This is a genomic window from Lentzea albidocapillata (assembly GCF_000719115.1).
Taxonomy (GTDB): Bacteria; Actinomycetota; Actinomycetes; order Mycobacteriales; family Pseudonocardiaceae; genus Lentzea; species Lentzea albidocapillata.
On sequence record NZ_JOEA01000009.1, the window covers coordinates 1 to 18202 of the forward strand.

13 protein-coding genes are annotated in these 18202 nt (G+C 69.2%); 4 read left to right on the plus strand and 9 right to left on the minus strand.

Annotation, left to right across the window (positions count from 1 at the left end):
• Nucleotides 1–94: 94 nt before the first annotated feature.
• The 4 genes from ctaD to IG04_RS0114135 form a co-directional block, all read right to left on the minus strand.
• Entirely contained in the window at nt 95–1861 is a 1767-nt protein-coding gene (gene ctaD / locus IG04_RS0114120) for an aa3-type cytochrome oxidase subunit I (protein WP_030477079.1), read from the minus strand.
• Between the two features lie 38 nt (nt 1862–1899).
• Nucleotides 1900–3225 carry an esterase/lipase family protein gene (locus IG04_RS0114125; RefSeq protein WP_030477080.1) on the minus strand — a complete coding sequence of 442 codons (1326 nt, stop codon included), beginning with the start codon at nt 3223–3225 and terminating at the stop codon, nt 1900–1902.
• On the minus strand, nt 3225–7121 hold the full coding sequence (locus IG04_RS0114130) for a caspase family protein (protein WP_030477081.1): 3897 nt from the start codon (nt 7119–7121) through the stop codon (nt 3225–3227). Before IG04_RS0114130 ends, IG04_RS0114125 begins: the two co-directional genes overlap by 1 nt.
• A 373-nt stretch (nt 7122–7494) precedes the next feature.
• Nucleotides 7495–8277 carry a slipin family protein gene (locus tag IG04_RS0114135; RefSeq protein WP_030477082.1) on the minus strand — a complete coding sequence of 261 codons (783 nt, stop codon included), beginning with the start codon at nt 8275–8277 and terminating at the stop codon, nt 7495–7497.
• Nucleotides 8278–8448: 171 nt separating this feature from the next.
• Between IG04_RS0114135 and mshC the strand changes: the two genes are divergently transcribed.
• The gene (gene mshC, locus IG04_RS0114140; protein WP_030477083.1) at nt 8449–9687 is read left to right on the plus strand and encodes a cysteine--1-D-myo-inosityl 2-amino-2-deoxy-alpha-D-glucopyranoside ligase; all 1239 of its coding nucleotides are present in this window, start codon (nt 8449–8451) and stop codon (nt 9685–9687) included.
• On the opposite strand, the gene IG04_RS0114145 is transcribed toward mshC, so the two are convergent.
• The 3 genes from IG04_RS0114145 to IG04_RS0114155 all read right to left on the minus strand — a co-directional run bounded on the left by IG04_RS0114145 (nt 9684) and on the right by IG04_RS0114155 (nt 12276).
• Nucleotides 9684–10172: a hypothetical protein gene (locus tag IG04_RS0114145; protein ID WP_030477084.1), complete on the minus strand. Its 489-nt coding sequence runs from the start codon at nt 10170–10172 to the stop codon at nt 9684–9686. The genes mshC and IG04_RS0114145 overlap by 4 nt on opposite strands.
• A gap of 1 nt (nt 10173) precedes the next feature.
• Complete coding sequence (locus IG04_RS0114150; RefSeq protein WP_159460469.1) at nt 10174–10416, minus strand: ATP-dependent Clp protease adaptor ClpS; 243 nt, start codon at nt 10414–10416, stop codon at nt 10174–10176.
• A gap of 156 nt (nt 10417–10572) precedes the next feature.
• Nucleotides 10573–12276, minus strand: a complete 1704-nt coding sequence (locus tag IG04_RS0114155; RefSeq protein ID WP_338043531.1) for a S8 family peptidase — start codon at nt 12274–12276, stop codon at nt 10573–10575.
• Between the two features lie 499 nt (nt 12277–12775).
• On the opposite strand from IG04_RS0114155, the gene IG04_RS0114160 reads away from it, so the two are divergent.
• On the plus strand, nt 12776–13876 hold the full coding sequence (locus IG04_RS0114160) for a S1 family peptidase (protein WP_030477087.1): 1101 nt from the start codon (nt 12776–12778) through the stop codon (nt 13874–13876).
• 52 nt (nt 13877–13928) lie between these two features.
• Here the strand turns inward: IG04_RS0114160 and IG04_RS0114165 are convergent, their stop codons facing one another.
• Nucleotides 13929–14426 (minus strand): GbsR/MarR family transcriptional regulator, encoded by a 498-nt coding sequence (locus tag IG04_RS0114165; protein WP_030477088.1) that lies wholly within the window; start codon nt 14424–14426, stop codon nt 13929–13931.
• An 82-nt stretch (nt 14427–14508) separates the two neighbouring features.
• Between IG04_RS0114165 and IG04_RS0114170 the strand changes: the two genes are divergently transcribed.
• Together IG04_RS0114170 and IG04_RS0114175 are read left to right on the plus strand one after the other, a co-directional pair.
• Nucleotides 14509–15396 carry an ABC transporter ATP-binding protein gene (locus IG04_RS0114170; RefSeq protein WP_030477089.1) on the plus strand — a complete coding sequence of 296 codons (888 nt, stop codon included), beginning with the start codon at nt 14509–14511 and terminating at the stop codon, nt 15394–15396.
• Nucleotides 15393–16976 carry an ABC transporter permease gene (locus tag IG04_RS0114175; protein ID WP_036014628.1) on the plus strand — a complete coding sequence of 528 codons (1584 nt, stop codon included), beginning with the start codon at nt 15393–15395 and terminating at the stop codon, nt 16974–16976. The genes IG04_RS0114170 and IG04_RS0114175 overlap by 4 nt, the downstream gene beginning before the upstream one ends.
• Here IG04_RS0114175 and IG04_RS0114180 read toward each other — a convergent pair.
• Nucleotides 16906–18066: an MFS transporter gene (locus IG04_RS0114180; protein WP_245816197.1), complete on the minus strand. Its 1161-nt coding sequence runs from the start codon at nt 18064–18066 to the stop codon at nt 16906–16908. The two genes, IG04_RS0114175 and IG04_RS0114180, sit on opposite strands and share 71 nt — an antisense overlap.
• Nucleotides 18067–18202: the final 136 nt, after the last annotated feature.

Consider the following 18202-nt stretch of genomic DNA (forward strand, 5'->3'; position numbering starts at 1 on the left):
ACGCCCGAATACGCCCGGTATGAGGCCGTCGCGGCGGCACCGCCTCCGGGACTCTCGACCGTGACTCTCATCGAACGGACTTACGGGACACGCCCTAGTCCGTGTCGGTGCCGTCCCGTTCGGTCGACGCGAGCGCCTTCTCGGTGACCTCGTCCTTGCCCACCCGGTGCTTGCCGGGATGGGTCAGCGAGAAGTGCGCCTCGTCGCGCATCCGCTCCACCATGTGCGGGTAGTGCAGCTCGAACGCCGGACGCTCCGAGCGGATCCGCGGCAGCTCCATGAAGTTGTGCCGCGGCGGGGGTGAGGTCGTGGCCCACTCCAGCGAGTTGCCGTAGCCCCACGGGTCGTCCTGCGGGGCCGGGTCGCCGTAGCGGTAGGAGCGGAAGACGTTCCACACGAACGGGAGCACGGACGCGCCGAGCAGGAACGCGCCGATCGTGGAGAGCGTGTTGAGGAACGTGAAGCCGTCGGTGGGCAGGTAGTCGGCGTAGCGGCGCGGCATGCCCTCGTTGCCCAGCCAGTGCTGCACGAGGAACGTGCCGTGGAAGCCGAAGAACGTCGTCCAGAAATGCAGCTTGCCCAGCGGCTCGTTCAGCATCCGGCCGGTCATCTTCGGGAACCAGAAGTAGAGGCCCGCGTACGTGGCGAACACGATCGTGCCGAACAGCACGTAGTGGAAGTGCGCCACCACGAAGTACGTGTCGGACACGTGGAAGTCGACGGCCGGCGAGGCCAGCAGGATGCCCGTCAGGCCACCGAAGAGGAACGTCACGAGGAAGCCGATCGAGAACAGCATCGGCGTCTCGAAGGTCAGCTGCCCCTTCCACATCGTGCCGATCCAGTTGAAGAACTTGATGCCCGTCGGCACCGCGATCAGGAACGTCATCAGCGCGAAGAACGGCAGCAGCACCGCACCCGTCGCGTACATGTGGTGCGCCCACACGGCCACGGACAGCATCGCGATCGCGAGAGTCGCGAACACCAGGCCCTTGTAGCCGAACAACGGTTTGCGGCTGAACACGGGGAAGATCTCCGTCACGATCCCGAAGAACGGCAACGCGACGATGTACACCTCGGGATGGCCGAAGAACCAGAACAGGTGCTGCCACAGGATCACGCCGCCGTTGGCCGGGTCGAACACGTGTGCCCCGAGGTGCCGGTCCGCCGCCAGGCCCATCAGAGCCGCGGTCAGGATCGGGAAGGCCAGCAGGATCAGCACGGACGTCACCAGGATGTTCCAGGTGAAGACCGGCATCCGGAACATCGTCATGCCCGGTGCCCGCAGGCACACGACGGTGGTGATCATGTTGACCGCGCCGAGGATCGTGCCCAGACCGGACACCGCCAGACCCATGATCCACAGGTCTGCGCCGATACCCGGCGAGTGCATCGCCGACGACAACGGCGTGTAGGCGAACCAGCCGAAGTCCGCCGCGCCGCCCGGGGTCACGAATCCCGCTACGACGGTGGTGCCGCCGAACAGGAAGAGCCAGTACGAGAAGGCGTTCAGGCGCGGGAACGCGACGTCCGGCGAGCCGATCTGCAGCGGCAGGACGAAGTTCGCGAACCCGAACAGGATCGGCGTCGCGTACAGCAGCAGCATGATCGTGCCGTGCATGGTGAACAGCTGGTTGTACTGCTCGTTCGACAGGAACTGCAGCCCCGGCCGCGCCAGCTCGCCGCGCATCAGCAGCGCCATCACGCCGCCGATCATGAAGAACGCGAACGACGTGGTCAGGTACATGATCCCGATCTGCTTGGGATCTGTCGTCTTGAACAGCTGGAGGAAGTACGAGCCCTTCGGCCGTGCTCGTGCCGCCCCCGGATGGGGCACTACGGGCGTTGGCTTGATCGTGGTCATCGCGCCTCCTCCGTGCCAGAGGTAAATCGTCCTCCCGGTCAGACCGAGGGGCAATCCACGACGAGCACCGCACTGGTCACCGGGACCACCGGAGCGCCGACGGAAATGCCGCTGACCTGCACGTAGTAGGCGCCGGGGGCCAATTCACCGAATCTGATCGACATCCTCTCGGAGATCGCCGGACCGCGCGATTCGACCTGTTTGCCGTTCTCGTCGAGCAACGCCACCTTCAAGGCCCGTGCCGGCGTGTCCTTCAGCTCGACGGTGACCTCCAGGTCCTCCCCGGTCAGCGCCAGGTCCGGCACGCTGACCTGCGGCTCGGTCGCGGTCACGTTGCGCGGGACGATGGGTTTCGCGGTGAGGAACGACTCCACGGCGTCCAGCACGGCGGCGTTGTCCTGCAACGACGTGTGCTGCTCCGTCACGCGGTGCAGCGTGTTCGAGTCCAATGCCAGGCCACGGCGTGCGGCACCGAGCATCGGCACGGTCGAGTCCCCGTACAGGTCGTCGCCCTCATACGTCCGATAGCAGGTGACTTTGCCGTCGGCGATACGAGCAGTGGTGGCCGTCGGCTGCTTACCGCCGAGGATCGCGTACGTCCTGTCGGCGAACGAGTCGGTCAACGAGCCGTGGAACGCCATCGCGTCCGTGACCATCTTCGTGTCGAGCTCGGGCAACGACACCTCAGTGGTCTTGAGGAGGCCACCGGCGGACTCGATGCACGCGTACTCGGGCAGCAGCTGGTGCAGCGACGGCATCGACCGCGCGAACTCCGTCAGGTCGATCGCCAGCGGCCCGAGTTCCTTGCGCACGCCGTTGACCAGCTGGTCCAGCGCGGCGGCCGCCCCTCGATAGGGCGTGCCCATCGTGATCAGCTTCGCGGTCCGCTCGGCCATCCCGCACTGCTCGACGCACCACCGCGCGACCAGCCCGCCCATCGAGTGGCACACGAAGCTCACCTTGGCGTCCGGCCCGATCCGGTCCAGCGCCTCGTCCACCCGCCGGGCCAGCAACGCGCCGTTGTAGCGGTTCGACAGCCGCCAGTCATAGGCGAAGAGCAGCAGGTTTCCCTTCTCGACGGTGTAGCCGAGCGAGTTCATCCGCCTGGTCACCCGGTCGTAGCCCTTCAACGGGGTCCAGATGCCCGGGATGACGTGCAGATCCGCCATCAGCCCCACGGGCTCGACGCCGTCGCCGGGGTGCTCGTCGCCGATGCCGGCCGGGAGCTTGAGCTTCTTCAGGCTGCGGCCGAGCGTCAGCACCGCGCGCAACGCGGCCTTGCCCGACACCTCCCAGACCATGCCGTCCTCGTTGCGCAGCGTGCTGCCGAGAATTCCGGGCAGGACCACCACCAGATCGGTCATCAAGACTCCTCGGCGAGCTTGCGGATGAGGGAGAGCAACGCGAAGTTCGCGGGCACCAGGTAGGTCAGCTCGCGGATCCACGCCAGCCGTTGACCATGCGCGGGCAACGCCAGCCGTGAGTCGCCGGCCCGAGCGCGCGCGACCACCTTGTACAGCGCTGCCAACGCGTGCGGCTCCAACGCCGTCACGGCCTGGGTGAGCGCTTGAGGTGACGCACCAGCGGCGAGCCCGCGCAGGACGTCGGTCACACGCGCAGGGTCTTCCATGGCGTCCAGCACGAGGTCGAGCACATCAGCGTCCTCGTCCGCCAGCAGCAGCAACGCGTGCACGGGCCGGTTGTCGCGGACGTTCTTCAGCACTTCCTTGTCCAGCAACTCCTCCCGGCGCGTAGTGAACAGTTCGCGCCGGCGTGCGGGCGTGGCGTCCACGAACTCGTCCGCGAGACTCGCGAGCAGCCACGGCCGATAGGCGAGCACGACGCCCTGCTGCTGTGCGTTCACCCGGCGCGCCTGGATGACCTGCGCCTCGATCAGGCTCGTCCCGTACAACGCCTCCGTGACGGCGACATCCGCGTCCGTGGACAACAACTCGGGGTGCCGGAGCAGGATGTCCTGCTCCTCCACGTACGAGCGCGCGAACACCCACGAGCGGGCGGTCCGCAGCAGCGTCCGATCCACCGACAGCCAGTCCGGCGTGGTGTCCCACGGCCACGGACCCGAGTCGTAGTGGCGGCGGGCGATGTCGTGCACGTCGTGGATCGCCTGCCGCGACTGGCCGACGTGCGTGAGTGCCTGGCACAGCCACTTCGCCGCCGCCGGATCACCGGCCCTCGTGGCCGCCGCCCGCAGCATCAGCAGGGTCGCGAGGTGCGGGCCGGCGAACCGCGCGGTCACCCGTTCCCAGGTCTCGTCGACGATCTCGGGCTGCTTCAGGCCCGCGCAGAGAGTGTCGAGCGTGAACAACGCCGCCGCCAGCGTCGACAGCCTGTCGGTGTTCTCCGGCAGCAGGCACACCTCGACGGTCCGCAGACCGGTGGCCAGGGCCTCGCGGGGCTTGTCCGCGTCACGCTGGCGGCGCATCAGGTTGTGCAGCGCCTGGCCGTGCACCGGCAGGCCGTCAGCGAGGTCCGCGGCCTGCCGGGCGACGTTCAGTGCCGCGTCCGTGCGGCCGACCATGCTGTACGCGACGCTCAGGCTCAGCGCCGCGTCGGCGAGCTGGGGACGGAACGCGGCGTGCCGGCCGAGCGTGCCGCTGATGTCCGCGGCCTGCTGCGTCATGCTACCGGCGTCGGACAGCCTGCCCAGCGCCAGGCAGTCGCGGCTCAGTTCGACCAGGGCGCTGACCAGGTCCGCGAGGAACACCGGATTCGTCTGCGCGAGCGAGTAGTACAGCTCGACGGCCTGCTTCGACCGTTGCATCGCCTCATAGCGCAACCCGGAGTCGCTGCACCGTGCGGCTAGACACGTGATCGCGCGCGCAAGCGGTGCGTCGGTCTCCACGGCCGCAACGGCGTCACGGGCCGTGGACAGCGCGTCTCGCCTGCGCCCGAGCATCGCGTAGACCTCGCTCAGGTCCACCAGCGCGCCACTGAGGTGCGCCGCGTACGTCGGGTTGTCGCCGCCCTGCGTCGTCGTCTTTGCGATGCGTTGCGCAAGCCGTTTGTGCGTAAGGCTTTCCGCCGTCGTCGGAGTCGACGCCACCAGCTCGCGGTACCGCACGGCGGCCTCTTCGGCAGGCGCCACGGCCTGCTGCAGCCGTCCGGCCTCGCGGAACCGGCGGCCCAGCTTGTTCAGCACGAAAGCCAAGTCCGCCAGGTACATCCGCAGCGTCGGCACCAGCGCGCGGAAGTGCTCGGCGGCTTCTTCGAGAGGCGGGATGGCCTCGTCGCCGCGACCCCAGTGCATCAGCTCGTTCGCCGCCGTCGTGGCCGCGAGTGCGATGTCCGGCAACAACATCCGGTTCATCACCGCGAGCGCACGCAACCCGTCCAACGCCCGCGTGCCCGCGTGCCCGCAGTGCCGCCAGGCGTACTTCCACAGGTAGCCCGGCACGTTCGGCGGGACCCCGGCCTCCATCCGCTGCCGGTACAGCTCGATCAGCGCGCAGGCCACCTTCTCCGCGTCCGGCGCGAACACCTCGTCCCGGCTCGGCGCGAACGGGGACCGCAGGTGGTCGGCGAACGTCTGGTGTGTCAGCTTGAAGACCGCCGTGCCCTCCTCACCGTCCTGCACGACGTGACGGCCCAGTTCGGTGAGCACGGCGGTGATGTCGTCACGGGTGAACTCCTCGCCCGACAACGCCTGCGCGACAGCCCTCCACTCGGCCTCGGGGAATCCCGCGCCGTAGCTCCACGTCAGCGCCGTCAGCAGCGCACGGGCCGAGGGCACCTTCGCGAGCTCACGGTCGAACGCCGCGTGCAGCGAGAGCTTCAGATCGGCGCCGCCGTCGGCCAGCACCTGGTCGGTGATCATCCACGCGGTCAGGAACGGCAGCTTCGCCAGCTCGTCCACAGTGGACTGCGCCGCGCCGGGGCCCAGCCGCGCCACGACGTACTCGCGGACATCGGACTCGCTGTCCGCATCGTCCAGGTCCAGCACCTCGACCGGCGACAGCTCGGTCAGCAGGGGAGCACCACCCGCGACCCGCTGTGCCTGCCGCGTCGAGACGATCACGACCGCGTAGCTCGCGAGCTTGGTCAGCAGCGAGGTGGCGATCGCGAACGACTCACCGCGCGCCTCGTCCAGACCGTCGACCACCAGCACCGGCGGCGAGGCCAGCGCGCTGACCACACCGACCAGTTCGGCGGCGCCCCGGCGTGGGCCGTCGGGGGCGGGGACCAGGCCCGCGGCGACGAGCTGGCGGCTGAGCAGGTCGGCCACGCGGTCGGCGTCCATCGCGCGGGCGTGCACGGCCGCGTCGACCGAGCCGGGGCCGGGGTCGGCGTGCCGGAACGACGGCCCGGTGCTCAGCAGCAGGTCGCGCTCGGCAGGGTTGGACAGGCTGACGACCCGGCCGACGACCGCGGACTTGCCGGTGCCCGGCGACCCGGTGACCACCCGCAGGCCGGCTGACTCCGACTTCGCCCAGCTCACGACCTTGTCGACCTGGGCGGTGCGGCCGGTGAACCACGAACGGCCGGACGTGGAGTCACCACCGCGTGCCGCCAGCAGGAGGTGCTTCACGACCGTGTTCGCGGCGTAGAGAGGGTTCGGCAGCATCGGCTGCGCGGACCCGTACTGCATGAAGCGCGGCCGTTGGACGTCGCTGTCCCATGCGTTCAGCAACGCCGTGCCGACCGCGCCACCGTCGACCAACGCGATGCGGTCGCTCCACCGTCGTGCGTCCTCATCGGCTGTGGGACCGGCACGCAGCAGCTTGCGGAGCTTGCCGCCGAACAGGCCGTCACGGGCCGTTTCGACGCTCGAACACGACACCAGCACGCCCGCCCAGTGCACCTGGCCCGCCAGCAGCTCCTCCTGGAGGGCGGCGACCGTGCGGACGGCCTCGTCGAGCTGGGCGCCGGAGTAGCAGGCGTCGATGATGATGAGCACCTGGTGGGCGCCCGACGCGGCGCACCACAGCGCGAACTCGTGCAGCATGACCCCGTCGACCACGCCGTCGTTGTCCCTGGCCAGGAGCCTGAGGTTGCCCGCGACGGGGATCGCGTGCCCGCTCCACAACGCCACCAGCGCGCCGCCGTCCTGCGGCTGCTGGCGCAGCGCCTTCATGTGCGCACGGATCTCGTCCTCGGTCGGGTCCGCGAGCGGGTCGCCCTCGTAGCCCTTGAGCAGCGCACGCAGCTCCCGCACGTCGCTCACGGCGTGCTGCAGCGGCGGTACCAGCTCGTACGAGCTGGTACCGATGCCGACGAACCTGCCTCTGACCCTTTCCTGCATGCGTCACTACCGTTACCTGAAGCGTGAGCGAACGTGAGTCCGCTACGGTTCAGGCAGCCGTACCTTGCGGTGCCGGCGTTGGCCACACTGGTGGTGTGGTCTTCCCGTGGCAGTACCCGTCGCCCACGTGTGTGGGTCTTACATGAGTTTCCATCGGGCTGTCACGACGCAACTCGCCGCCACCCAGCCAGCGGCTGGGAAACCAGGTTCCCAGCGCGCCGTCTTGGCTCCCGCCAGCCCGCTGGGTTCCTTCGACGCAAAAGTAGCACATACGTTCGATCACGCCGAGTCGCGATCGCTCACGTATCCCAGAAAAGTTGTCACCCCCCTACACACACGTCGTCCGGCGCAGAAGGGTGTTACTCGGGTTAACTCACTCGGACGAATCACCCTTCGGTAGTTCGACGTTGGTGTTCTTCTCGAGAAAACGTAGGAGCTCCACCGGGAACGGCAGCACCAGCGTCGAGTTCTTCTCCGCAGCCACCTCCACGATGGTCTGCAGCAGCCGCAGCTGGAGCGCGCCGGGCGTGGCCTCCATGGTCCCGGCGGCCTCGGAGAGCTTCTTGGACGCCTGCAGCTCGCCGTCGGCGGTGATGATGCGGGCGCGCCGCTCCCGTTCGGCCTCGGCCTGCCGCGACATCGAGCGCTTCATGCTCTCGGGCAGCGCCACGTCCTTGATCTCGACGCGGTCGATGTCGACGCCCCACGTCAGCGCGGGGGTGTCGATCATCAGCTCCAGGCCCTGGTTGAGGCGCTCGCGGTTGGACAGCAGGTCGTCGAGCTCGCTCTTGCCGATGATCGACCGCAGCGACGTCTGCGCCACCTGCAGCATCGCGAACCGGTAGTCCTCGACGTTGATGACGGCCTTCGCCGGATCCTGCACCTTGAAGTACACGACGGCATCCACGCGCACGGTGACGTTGTCACGCGTGATGCCGTCCTGCGCCGGTACGGGCAGGGTGACGATCTGCAGGTTGACCTTCCGGAGCTGGTCGACCCCGGGGACCAGCATCGTCAGCCCCGGCCCGCGCACGCCCTGCAGGAGCTTGCCGAACCGGAACACCAGCCCCTGTTCGTACTGTTTGATCACTCTGGCGCTCATGGCGAGGCCGAGGCCTCCGAGCACGACCAGCCCACCGAGGATTTCGAAGACGATCATGAGACCCGCCCTTCACCGGCGAATGCCCTGATCTCCAACGGTACGCCCGGGGTCTGACAGTTTTCAGCTCAGGACCGTCCTGCCTTTCTGCCCGAACGAACCACGGCGTGGTCGTCCCGACACCCGCAGATCACGCTCGACCCGGTGGCACGCGTTAGTGTCGGATACATGCAGACCTGGTCATCGATTCCTGTGCCACGGGTTCCGGGGGACCCCCGCCCGCTGCGGCTGTTCGACACGGCTACGGGCGAAGTGCGTCCGACGGCTCCAGGAGACACCGCCAGGTTGTACGTCTGCGGGATCACGCCGTACGACGCGACTCACCTAGGCCACGCCGCCACCTATCTGGCGTTCGACCTCGTGCACCGCGTGTGGCTCGACAACGGCCACAACGTGCACTACGTCCAGAACGTCACCGACGTCGACGACCCGCTGCTGGAGCGGGCGCTGCGGGACAAGGACGACTGGGAGGTGCTCGCGATGCGCGAGACCGCCCTGTTCCGCGAGGACATGGAGGCGTTGCGCGTCCTGCCGCCGCAGGACTACGTCGGCGTCGTGGAGGCGGTCCCCGAGATCGTGGAGGTGGTCGCGAAGCTGCTCGCCGACGGCCACGCCTACCGTGCGGACGACTCCGAGTACCCGGACATCTACTTCTCGCACAACGCCACGGGCCGTTTCGGCTACGAGTCGAACTACTCCTCCGAGGAGATGCTCCGGCTGTTCGCCGAACGAGGCGGCGACCCGGACCGTCCCGGCAAGCGCCACCCGCTCGACGCCCTGCTGTGGCGCATGCAGCGCCCCGGCGAGCCCGCGTGGCCGTCCGAACTGGGCGAGGGCCGCCCCGGCTGGCACATCGAGTGCAGCGCCATCGCCCACAACCGCCTCGGCGCCGGCTTCGACGTCCAGGGCGGCGGCTCCGACCTGATCTTCCCGCACCACGAGTACTCCGCGGCCCACGCCGAGGCCCAGACCGGCCAGCACCCGTTCGCCCGCCACTATGTGCACGCGGGCATGATCGGCCTCGACGGCGAGAAGATGTCGAAGTCGCGCGGCAACCTGGTCTTCGTCTCGAAGCTGCGGTCGCAGAAGGTCGACCCGAACGCCGTCCGCCTCGCGCTGCTCGCGGGCCACTACCGCGCCGACCGCCCGTGGACCCAGTCGCTGCTGGACGACGCACTGGTCCGGCTGGACAAGTGGCGTCGTGCCGCGGACCTCGACACCGGACCGTCCGCAGTGGACACCGTGACGCGGCTGCGCGACCACCTGGGCAACGACCTCGACACGCCTCGTGCGCTGGCCGCTGTCGACGCTTGGGCCGACGAGGCGTTGGCGCACGGCGGATCGGACAGGCACGGGCCGTCGCAGATGCGTGACGCGGTGGACGCGCTTTTGGGCGTGGACCTCTAAACGGCAGGCCATCCGGTGGCGGTCCTCGGTTCGAGGGCCGTCACCAGCGCCTGCTGCACACCGCTGTAGGCCACGGCACTGGTCGTGGTCGCGCGGGTCCACGTCAGGTGCAGCCCTCGCAACTGTGCGAACGTGATGAGCCAGTCGTCGACCTCGTCGAACCCGAGCAACCACGGAGTCGGCTCCGCGCACCGCTTCCGCACGCGCCACGCGGGCTTGGGGTCGATCAGCACGTCCCGGTGACGTTCCCAGAAGGCATTCGCCTCGGCAGAGGACCCGGACGCGTCGGGGAACATCTGGCGCATCAGGATTTCGGCGGTCGGAGCACGCCAGAACCGCTTCTTGCGCTCACGCGGCACCACGCCGTCCTCGAGCAGATCGAGCAGTTCGGCCAGCAGGGGCAGCGCGGACGCGACGAACGCGTCCGGCGCCCGTACGAGCAGGCCGTCGCCCATCGAGACCGCGACGAAGACGGACTCCTCCACCTCACACCTTCCCGAACGACGTGCGCAGGCCGAACCTGATCAGGTCCAGCGCGATCGTCTCGGCCTCGTCGCGACTCCCGTACTCGCCTACCACCGCACGCCCGCCGCGGTGGACCTCGGTGGTCTTCTCCCGCGCGACCGCATCGCTCGCACCGCACACCTTGCGCATCAGGTGGTGAACGACAGCGAACACGTTGTGGTCGTCGTTGTGCACGACGACCTGCCACCTCTCCCCAGAAATCACCGGCAGAGTATGCGACACGGCCACAATGGACCGGTGGCAAAGGTGTGGACGGCACTTCGCGATCAAGCGTGCCAACTTCGACGCCGGCTGCGCCTACGACGTGGAACCGCCCCCGAGGCGGAAGCACCGGGGGCGGTTCGTTCAGCGAGGAGATGCTCAGACGTCGAGCGTCCAGTTGTTCAACGTGCCGGTGTCCCAGTACGCCGCGTCACGCACGCGCAGCGTCCAGGTGCCGTTGGCAGCCTCACCAGAGAGGTTCCTGGTGTAGGTCTCGTTGATGTTGTCGGTCGAGCCGCCGCTGCGGTTGTGCAGGTTGACGACAGTGCCGTCCGGCGCGACCAGGTCGACCACGAGGTCGCCCTTGTAGGTGTGGGTGATCGAGACCTTGATCGACGCGGTGGCCGACGCGTTGCCCGCGCAGCCGGAGACGACGATCGTGCTGGTCACGGTGGTGTTGTCAGGGATGCGGACAGGGGTGGAGTTGGTGCGGGCGTCACAGCTGCCGCCGACCGTGCTCACGACCCAGGAGAACGTGGCCGTGCCGGTCTTGTTCGCCGCGTCGGTCACCGTCGCGGTCACCGTGGAGGTGCCCGCCGTGGTCGGGGTGCCGGAGATCGCGCCGGAGGCGTTCGCCGACAGACCGGCCGGGAGACCGGAGACGGACCACGTGTACGGCGAGGTGCCGCCCGAGGCCGAGAGCTGCAGCGACGCCGCCGTGCCGACGGTGGAGTTCTGCGTGCCGGGGTTCGTCACCGAGGGGTTGCCCGAGGGGGCACCGAACAGCGAGTACAGCAGCTTGTTCGGCGTGTTGGCGCCGACGTTGGTGATCTTGTTGGGCGTGGAGGCGGCGTTGATGCCGTTCCACACGGCGGCAGGGGAGTCGGTGGGATGCGTGGCGAGCCACAGGGCTGCCGCGCCCGCGACGTGCGGGGTGGCCATCGACGTGCCGGAGATGTTGTTCGTGGCGGTGTCGTTGGTGTGCCACGCCGACACGATGCTGGAGCCCGGAGCGTAGATGTCCGTGCAGGAGCCGTAGTTGGAGAACGACGAACGCGCATCGGTGTTCGTCGAGGAGTTGACCGTGATCGCCTCGGCGACGCGTGCCGGCGAGGTGCTGCAGGCGTCGGTGTTCGAGTTGCCGGAGGCGATCGCGTAGGTCACGCCGGACGCGATGGAACGGCGCACGGCCGCGTCCAGGGTGGCGTCCGCGCCGCCGCCGAGCGACATGTTGGCGACAGCGGGCTTGACCGCGTTCGCCGTCACCCAGTCGATACCGCCGACGACACCGGCGGTCGTGCCGGAGCCGGAGCAGTTCAGCACCTTGACGGCGACGACCTTGGCGGCCTTCGCGAGGCCGTACTGCGAGCCCGCGATGGTGCCGGCGACGTGCGTGCCGTGGCCGTTGCAGTCGCTGTTGTTGCCGTCACCGGAGGTGTTGGTGCCCCACGTCGCACGGCCGCCGAACGTGGAGTGCGTCGTGCGCACACCCGTGTCGATGACGTACGCCGTCACGTTGGACGCCGTGGTGTCGTACTGGTAGCTGTTGCTCAGCGGCAGGTCTCGCTGGTCGACGCGGTCCAGGCCCCACGACGGCGGGTTCTGCTGGACGTCGAGCGCGTGCACCTCGGCGTCCTGCTGGACGAACGCGACCTTCGGGTCCGCGGCGAGACGGGCGGCCTGCTTGGCCGTCATCTTCACCGAGAAGCCGTTGAGCGCGTGCTGCCAGACCTGACCGACCTGGCCGCCGTACTTGCTCGCCAAGCCCGGTGCGGCGGCCCTCGACGCCGAATCGGCCTTCAGCGAGACGATGTAGCTGTCCTTCACGACATCGGCGCGGTCGGCGCCGAGAATCGTCCCCACGTTTTCTTGAGCTGACGCAGCCGGGACCACAGCGGCGGCCAAACACATGGCGGCAGCGGCTGTGAGTCCCGCACCCAAGACTCTTCGCATGGCAGGGTTCTCCCTCGTGCAGGGAACAGGGTGCCCTGACGCTAGCCCTAAACCGCAGGTCAGAGGGATACGCCAGCGAGTGCGAACTGTTGACAGATTTGACATTGCGTGTCAAAGCGAATGGTTGCTCTGCGTCACGGAAATAGGCTGAGAGGACGCATTTGGATTCCCTATATCAACCCGAACGCCGCGAGGTCCACCCCTCGAACGACCCTACCGTCCGGTAGGCATGCCGAAGTAGCGTCGCCCAGACGGAGGAACGAACTGATCGGGCAGTTCGCCGCCTGGGGACGCCATTCATCCGGTGTCGTACGGGCTGTGTTGCAGCACAGCTGATCTCCTCATCGCGGTTGCCCGGTCCGGCGTTACACCGGCCCTGCACAAAACCGAAGACCAAGGAGAATTGCCTATGAAGCGCATGGCTGTCGCAGCTGTGGCCGTGTTGGCGGGCGCTCTCGCGACGACGGTCTCCCCTGCCGCCGTCGCCGCCGAGGGACCCTCCGCCGACCTGCTCGCCGCGATGCAGCGCGACCTCGGCCTGGACGCCACGCAGGCGGCGGAGAGGCTGCGCCAGGAAAGCGCGGCCACGGTCCTGCAGCGGGTCGCGGAAGGGTTCGCCGGCGAGAGCTTCGGCGGCGCGTGGTTCGACGCGTCCATCGGCAAGCTCGTCGTGGGCGTGACCGACGAGGCCAAGAGCGACCGGCTCCGCAAGCTCGGCGCGGAGCCCCGCACGGTCGCGCACAAGGCGAGTGACCTCGACGCGGCCAAGGAGAAGCTGGACGCGTCGCCGGCTCCGGCCGAGGTCACCGGCTGGTACGTCGACACGAAGGCGAACGCGGTCACGATCACCGTCAAGCGCGGCCAGACCCAGGCGGCGCAGGCGCTGGTGGAGAAGGCGGGCCCGGTCGCGAAGGTCGTCGAGACCGACGAGGCGCCGCGGCTGTTCAAGGACACCCGCGGTGGCGACGCCTACTACATCAACAACGCCGGACGCTGCTCCGTCGGCTTCGCGGTCGAGGGCGGCTTCGTGACCGCCGGGCACTGCGGTTCGCCCGGCGACACGGTGACCGGCGTCGACAGGACGGCGATGGGCGAGTTCGACAAGTCGTCCTTCCCGGGCAACGACTACGCGTTCGTCAGGACTAACTCGTCCTGGACGTCCACGGCCAAGGTGAACCACTACGGCGGCGCGGACGTGATCGTCTCCGGTCACACCGAGTCCGCGGTCGGCGCCTCGATCTGCCGTTCCGGCTCGACCACGGGCTGGCACTGCGGCGAGGTCCAGGCCAAGAGCCAGACCGTGAACTACCAGGAGGGCTCGGTCAGCGGCCTCACCCGCACGAACGTGTGCGCGGAGCCCGGTGACTCGGGTGGCTCGTGGGTCAGCGGCACGCAGGCGCAGGGCGTCACCTCGGGTGGCTCCGGCAACTGCACCAGCGGCGGCACGACCTACTACCAGCCGCTCAACGAGATCCTCTCGGTGTACAACCTGACGCTCACGACGGGCTGACGCGACCGGAGAGGGGGAGCTTCCACCCGTGGAGGCTCCCCCTTTTCGCTGTTCAGGAAGGCCGCTTGGACAGCCACTTCTCGCGGTGCACCCGCCAGCGGTCCAGCATCGAGCCGATCTCGCCGTGGCAGAACCGGAAGAACTCGCGCGTCTCGTCCAGCCGCGTCCCCGCGTCGGAGTCCGCGCCGAGCGCCTCGACGCCCTCGCCGAGCACCTCGTCGATCATGCCGAGCATCTGGTCCTTGCGGAACGTCGCCTCGTACCAGACGTTGTCGCGCATCCGGTAGACGTCGCGGCGTGATCCGGGCTCGCGTTCGCGGCTGACGATCTGGACGGTGGTCAGGTAGCGCATCGCGCCCGACACCGCCGCCGGCGAGATCTGCAGCAGGTCGGCGATCTCGGCCGCGGTGAGCCGTCCGGAGTCCGTCGTCAGCAGGGCCGCGAGGATGCGAGCCGGCATGCGGGGCACGCCGGTGTCCGCCAGGATCCCGCCGAACCGTTCGACGAACTGGCTCACCGCCTGCGTGTCACGCTCCGTAGCACTCGTCACGGCGGCATCATCCCTTTCGTCAGCCGATCGGGCAAAATTTACATGCTTCACGAAGTTGTGAAAGAAGCGTAGCTTACCCGCCATGACATCTGCGATATCCGTGTCGGGCCTGGTGAAGACCTTCGGTCCGACGCGCGCGCTGGACGATCTGGACCTGGACGTCCGGACCGGTGAGGTGCACGGCTTCCTGGGCCCGAACGGCGCCGGCAAGTCGACGGCGATCAGGGTCCTCCTAGGCCTGCTGCGTGCCGACTCCGGCACCGCGCGGCTGCTCGGCGGCGATCCGTGGAAGGACACCGCGTCCCTGCGCCGCCGCCTCGCCTACGTCCCCGGCGACGTCAACCTCTGGCCCAACCTGACCGGTGGCGAGGTCATCGACCTGCTCGGACGGCTCCGCGGCGGCCTGAACAAGGCCCGCCGCGCCGAGCTCCTGGAGCGCTTCGAACTGGACCCGCGCAAGAAGGGCCGCACCTACTCCAAGGGCAACCGGCAGAAGGTCGCGCTGGTCGCCGCCCTGTCGAGCGACGTCGAACTGCTGATCCTCGACGAGCCGACCTCAGGCCTCGACCCCCTGATGGAGGCCGTGTTCCAGGACTGCATCAACGACGAACGCGGCCGCGGCCGCACCGTGCTGCTCTCCAGCCACATCCTCGCCGAGGTCGAGGCCCTGTGCGACCGGGTGAGCATCATCCGCAACGGCCACATCGTCGAGACCGGCACGCTCGCCGACCTGCGGCACCTCACCCGCACGTCGATCTCCGCCGAGCTCGCGGGCCCGCCCAACGGCCTCACGGACCTGGCCGGCGTGCACGACCTGGTCGCCGAGGGCAACCGGGTCAGGTTCGAGGTGGACTCGGACCAGCTCGACCCCGTCCTCAGGCAGCTCGTGTCGACGGGCGTGCGCACGCTGACCTCCCAGCCGCCCACGCTGGAGGAGCTGTTCCTGCGCCACTACGAGGACGCGAAATGATCGGCACCTGGCAACTCGTCCGCCTGGCGCTGCGCCGCGACCGGATCCTGCTGCCCATCTGGGTGCTCTTCCTCGTCGGCGTCACCTACTCGACGACGACCGCGCTGGCGGAGCTGTACGACACCCAGCAGTCCCGGGACCTGCTCGGCGTGACCGCGAACGCGAACTCCGCGTTCCTGGCGATGCTCGGTCCGCTGCACGACTGGTCGTCGCTGGGCGGCCTGGTGGTGTGGCGCTGGGGTGTCTTCTCCGGCCTGTTCGTCGCCATCATGGCCATGCTGGTCGTCACCCGGCACACGCGCGCGGAAGAAGAAGCGGGCCGTACCGAGCTCATCGCCGCCACGGTCGTCGGACGGCACGCGCCGCTCGCCGCCGCGGTGATCGTCGCGGGTGGCACGAGCCTGCTGATCGGGCTCCTGCAGGCGCTGGCGTTGATCGGCACGGACCTGGACCCGGCGGGCGCGTTCGCGTTCGGCCTCTCCACGGCGAGCGTCGGGCTGGTGTTCACCGCGGTCAGCGCGTTCACCGCGCAGCTCTCGGAGAACTCGCGCGTGTCCAACGCGATCGCGGGCGGGTTCCTCGGCGTCACCTACCTGCTGCGCGCGGCGGGCGACGCGGCGGGGGAGTCGGGGCCGCAGTGGCTGACCTGGTTCTCGCCGATCGGCTGGACCGAGCACGTGAGGTCGTTCGCGGACAACAGGTTCTGGGTGTTGTTGCTCCCGCTGGCGGCGTTCGTCCTGCTGACGGGCGTTTCCGCGTACATCGTGTCCCGCCGCGACGTGGGGCTCGGTCTGCTGGCCGCCCGGCTCGGCCCGCCGCAGGGCACGATCGGCAGCCCGTTCGGACTGGCGTGGCGGCTGCAGAAGGGCTCGCTGATCGGCTGGTCCATCGCGTTGTTCGCGGTGGGCGTGATCTACGGCAGTGTCGCGCAGGCCGTCGGGCAGATGGTGCAGGACAACCCGGCGCTCGGGCAGATCGTCAGCAAGATCGGCGGGGCCGACGCGATGGTCGACGCGTTCTTCGCGACCGTCACCCAGCTGCTCGGGCTGATCTCGTCGATCTACCTCGTGCAGGCCGTCCTGCGGCTGCGGTCGGAGGAGACGTCGTTCCGCGCGGAACCGATCCTCGCCACGCCGGTCTCGCGCTGGGGCTGGGTGGCCTCGCACGCGGTGTTCGCCCTGGTGGGCGGCGCGGTCGTGCTGGCGGCGGCCGGCCTCGGCCTGGGCCTCGTCTACGGGGTGCAGACGAACGACCTGGGCACCGTCCTGCCGCAGATGCTCGGCGCGGCACTGGTCCAGCTCCCGGCCGCGTGGGTGATCGCGGGCGTGGCACTGGTCCTGTTCGGACTGTTCCCCCAGCTCACGGGCGTGAGCTGGGCGGTGGTGTCGGTGGCGCTGGTGCTCACGCTGCTCGGCCCCGCGCTGCAGCTCGACCAGTGGATGATCGATCTCTCGCCGTTCACGCACGTCCCGAAGTACCCGGACATCACCTTCGGGCCGCTCGCGTGGCTCACAGTGGTGGCGGTGGTGCTTCTGGCGGCGGGGTTCGCCGGGTTCCGCCGGCGCGACCTGTCCACGTGAGGATTGCGGGCACGGTCACCAGCAGCGCCGCCGGGACGAGGAAGGCCGCCAGCGGATGCGACTGGTAGAGCGGGACGAACGCCAGCGGGGCCGCGGCGGCGCCCATGAAGCGCAGTGACTGCACGACACTGACGCTGCCGCCCCTGTTGGCGCTGCCGCTCTGCAGCACCAGCGCGTTGAGACTCACCAGCACGCCCTGCGCGGCGGCCCCGGTCAGCGCCCACGCGATGACCGCGACCGCCGCGACCGGGACCGTGCCCACCGCCGCGACGAGCCCCGCGCCCAGCGTCGCGCCGGCGACGACCGTGGTGGCGGCACCGAACCTGTCGACGGCCTTGCCGATCTGCCGCGCGGTCAGGAACCCGACGATGCCGAAGCCGGTGAGCAGCAGACCGCGTTCACCCGCGCCCAGGCCGAACACGTCGTCCAGCCGGAACGCCACGAGGAACGACAGCCCGCCCAGGCACCCCCAGCAGACGAACGCGATGAGCGCGGGCCGCAGCGTGCTCGGCACGAACGCGCTGCGCAGACTCGCGTCGCGCTGCGGTTCGCCCTCCGTCTGCGGCACGCCCAGGACCGCCAGCGCGACGGCGACCACCGCGATGACCACGAACGCCAGCCGCCAGTCGACCTCGGCGGTGAGCCCGCCCACGAGCGGCGCGGACGTCTGCCCGGCCGCCTGCATCGCCCCGAACAACCCCAGCGCCCGGCCGAGCTTCTCCCTCGGCGTCGAGGCGGCGATCACCGCCAGCAGCACCGGCGTCGTGAACGAGTTCGCCGCGCCCTGCAACGCGCGGGAGGCCAGCAGCACCTCGAAGCTCCACGAGCAGGCGGCCAGCACGGACGTCAACGCGTAGGCGACGTAGGCGATCCGGATGGTCCGTTGTGGACCCCAGCGCTGCGCGAGCGTGCCGGAAGCCAGCATCAGCACCGCGAACGGCACGAGGTAGTAGGTGAGCGTCGAGGCGGCGCTGCCCGCCGACCTCCCGAAGCTGGCGCCGATCTCGGGCAGGATCGAGGTGGTCACGGCGCCGCCGAACGGCCCGATCAAAGCGCCCGCGTACAACCCGGCGCGTGCCAACCGCCCCACGGACACCTCCGGCCTACGCGTACACACCACACACACGGCGCCGGCCGGGTACCCCCAATTTCAAGCCTAGCGAGGGGGTCTGACACCTCCGCTGTTCAAGTGCACGCGGGGAGCTTTCGTGCGCTCGTAGCGTCCC

Excerpts from the sequence above, each read along its gene's own strand:
- ctaD (WP_030477079.1), bottom strand. The coding sequence starts at position 1,861 with ATGACCACGATCAAGCCAACGCCCGTAGTGCCCCATCCGGGGGCGGCA.
- IG04_RS0114125 (WP_030477080.1), bottom strand. The coding sequence starts at position 3,225 with ATGACCGATCTGGTGGTGGTCCTGCCCGGAATTCTCGGCAGCACGCTG.
- IG04_RS0114130 (WP_030477081.1), bottom strand. The coding sequence starts at position 7,121 with ATGCAGGAAAGGGTCAGAGGCAGGTTCGTCGGCATCGGTACCAGCTCG.
- mshC (WP_030477083.1), top strand. The coding sequence starts at position 8,449 with ATGCAGACCTGGTCATCGATTCCTGTGCCACGGGTTCCGGGGGACCCC.
- IG04_RS0114160 (WP_030477087.1), top strand. The coding sequence starts at position 12,776 with ATGAAGCGCATGGCTGTCGCAGCTGTGGCCGTGTTGGCGGGCGCTCTC.
- IG04_RS0114170 (WP_030477089.1), top strand. The coding sequence starts at position 14,509 with ATGACATCTGCGATATCCGTGTCGGGCCTGGTGAAGACCTTCGGTCCG.
- IG04_RS0114175 (WP_036014628.1), top strand. The coding sequence starts at position 15,393 with ATGATCGGCACCTGGCAACTCGTCCGCCTGGCGCTGCGCCGCGACCGG.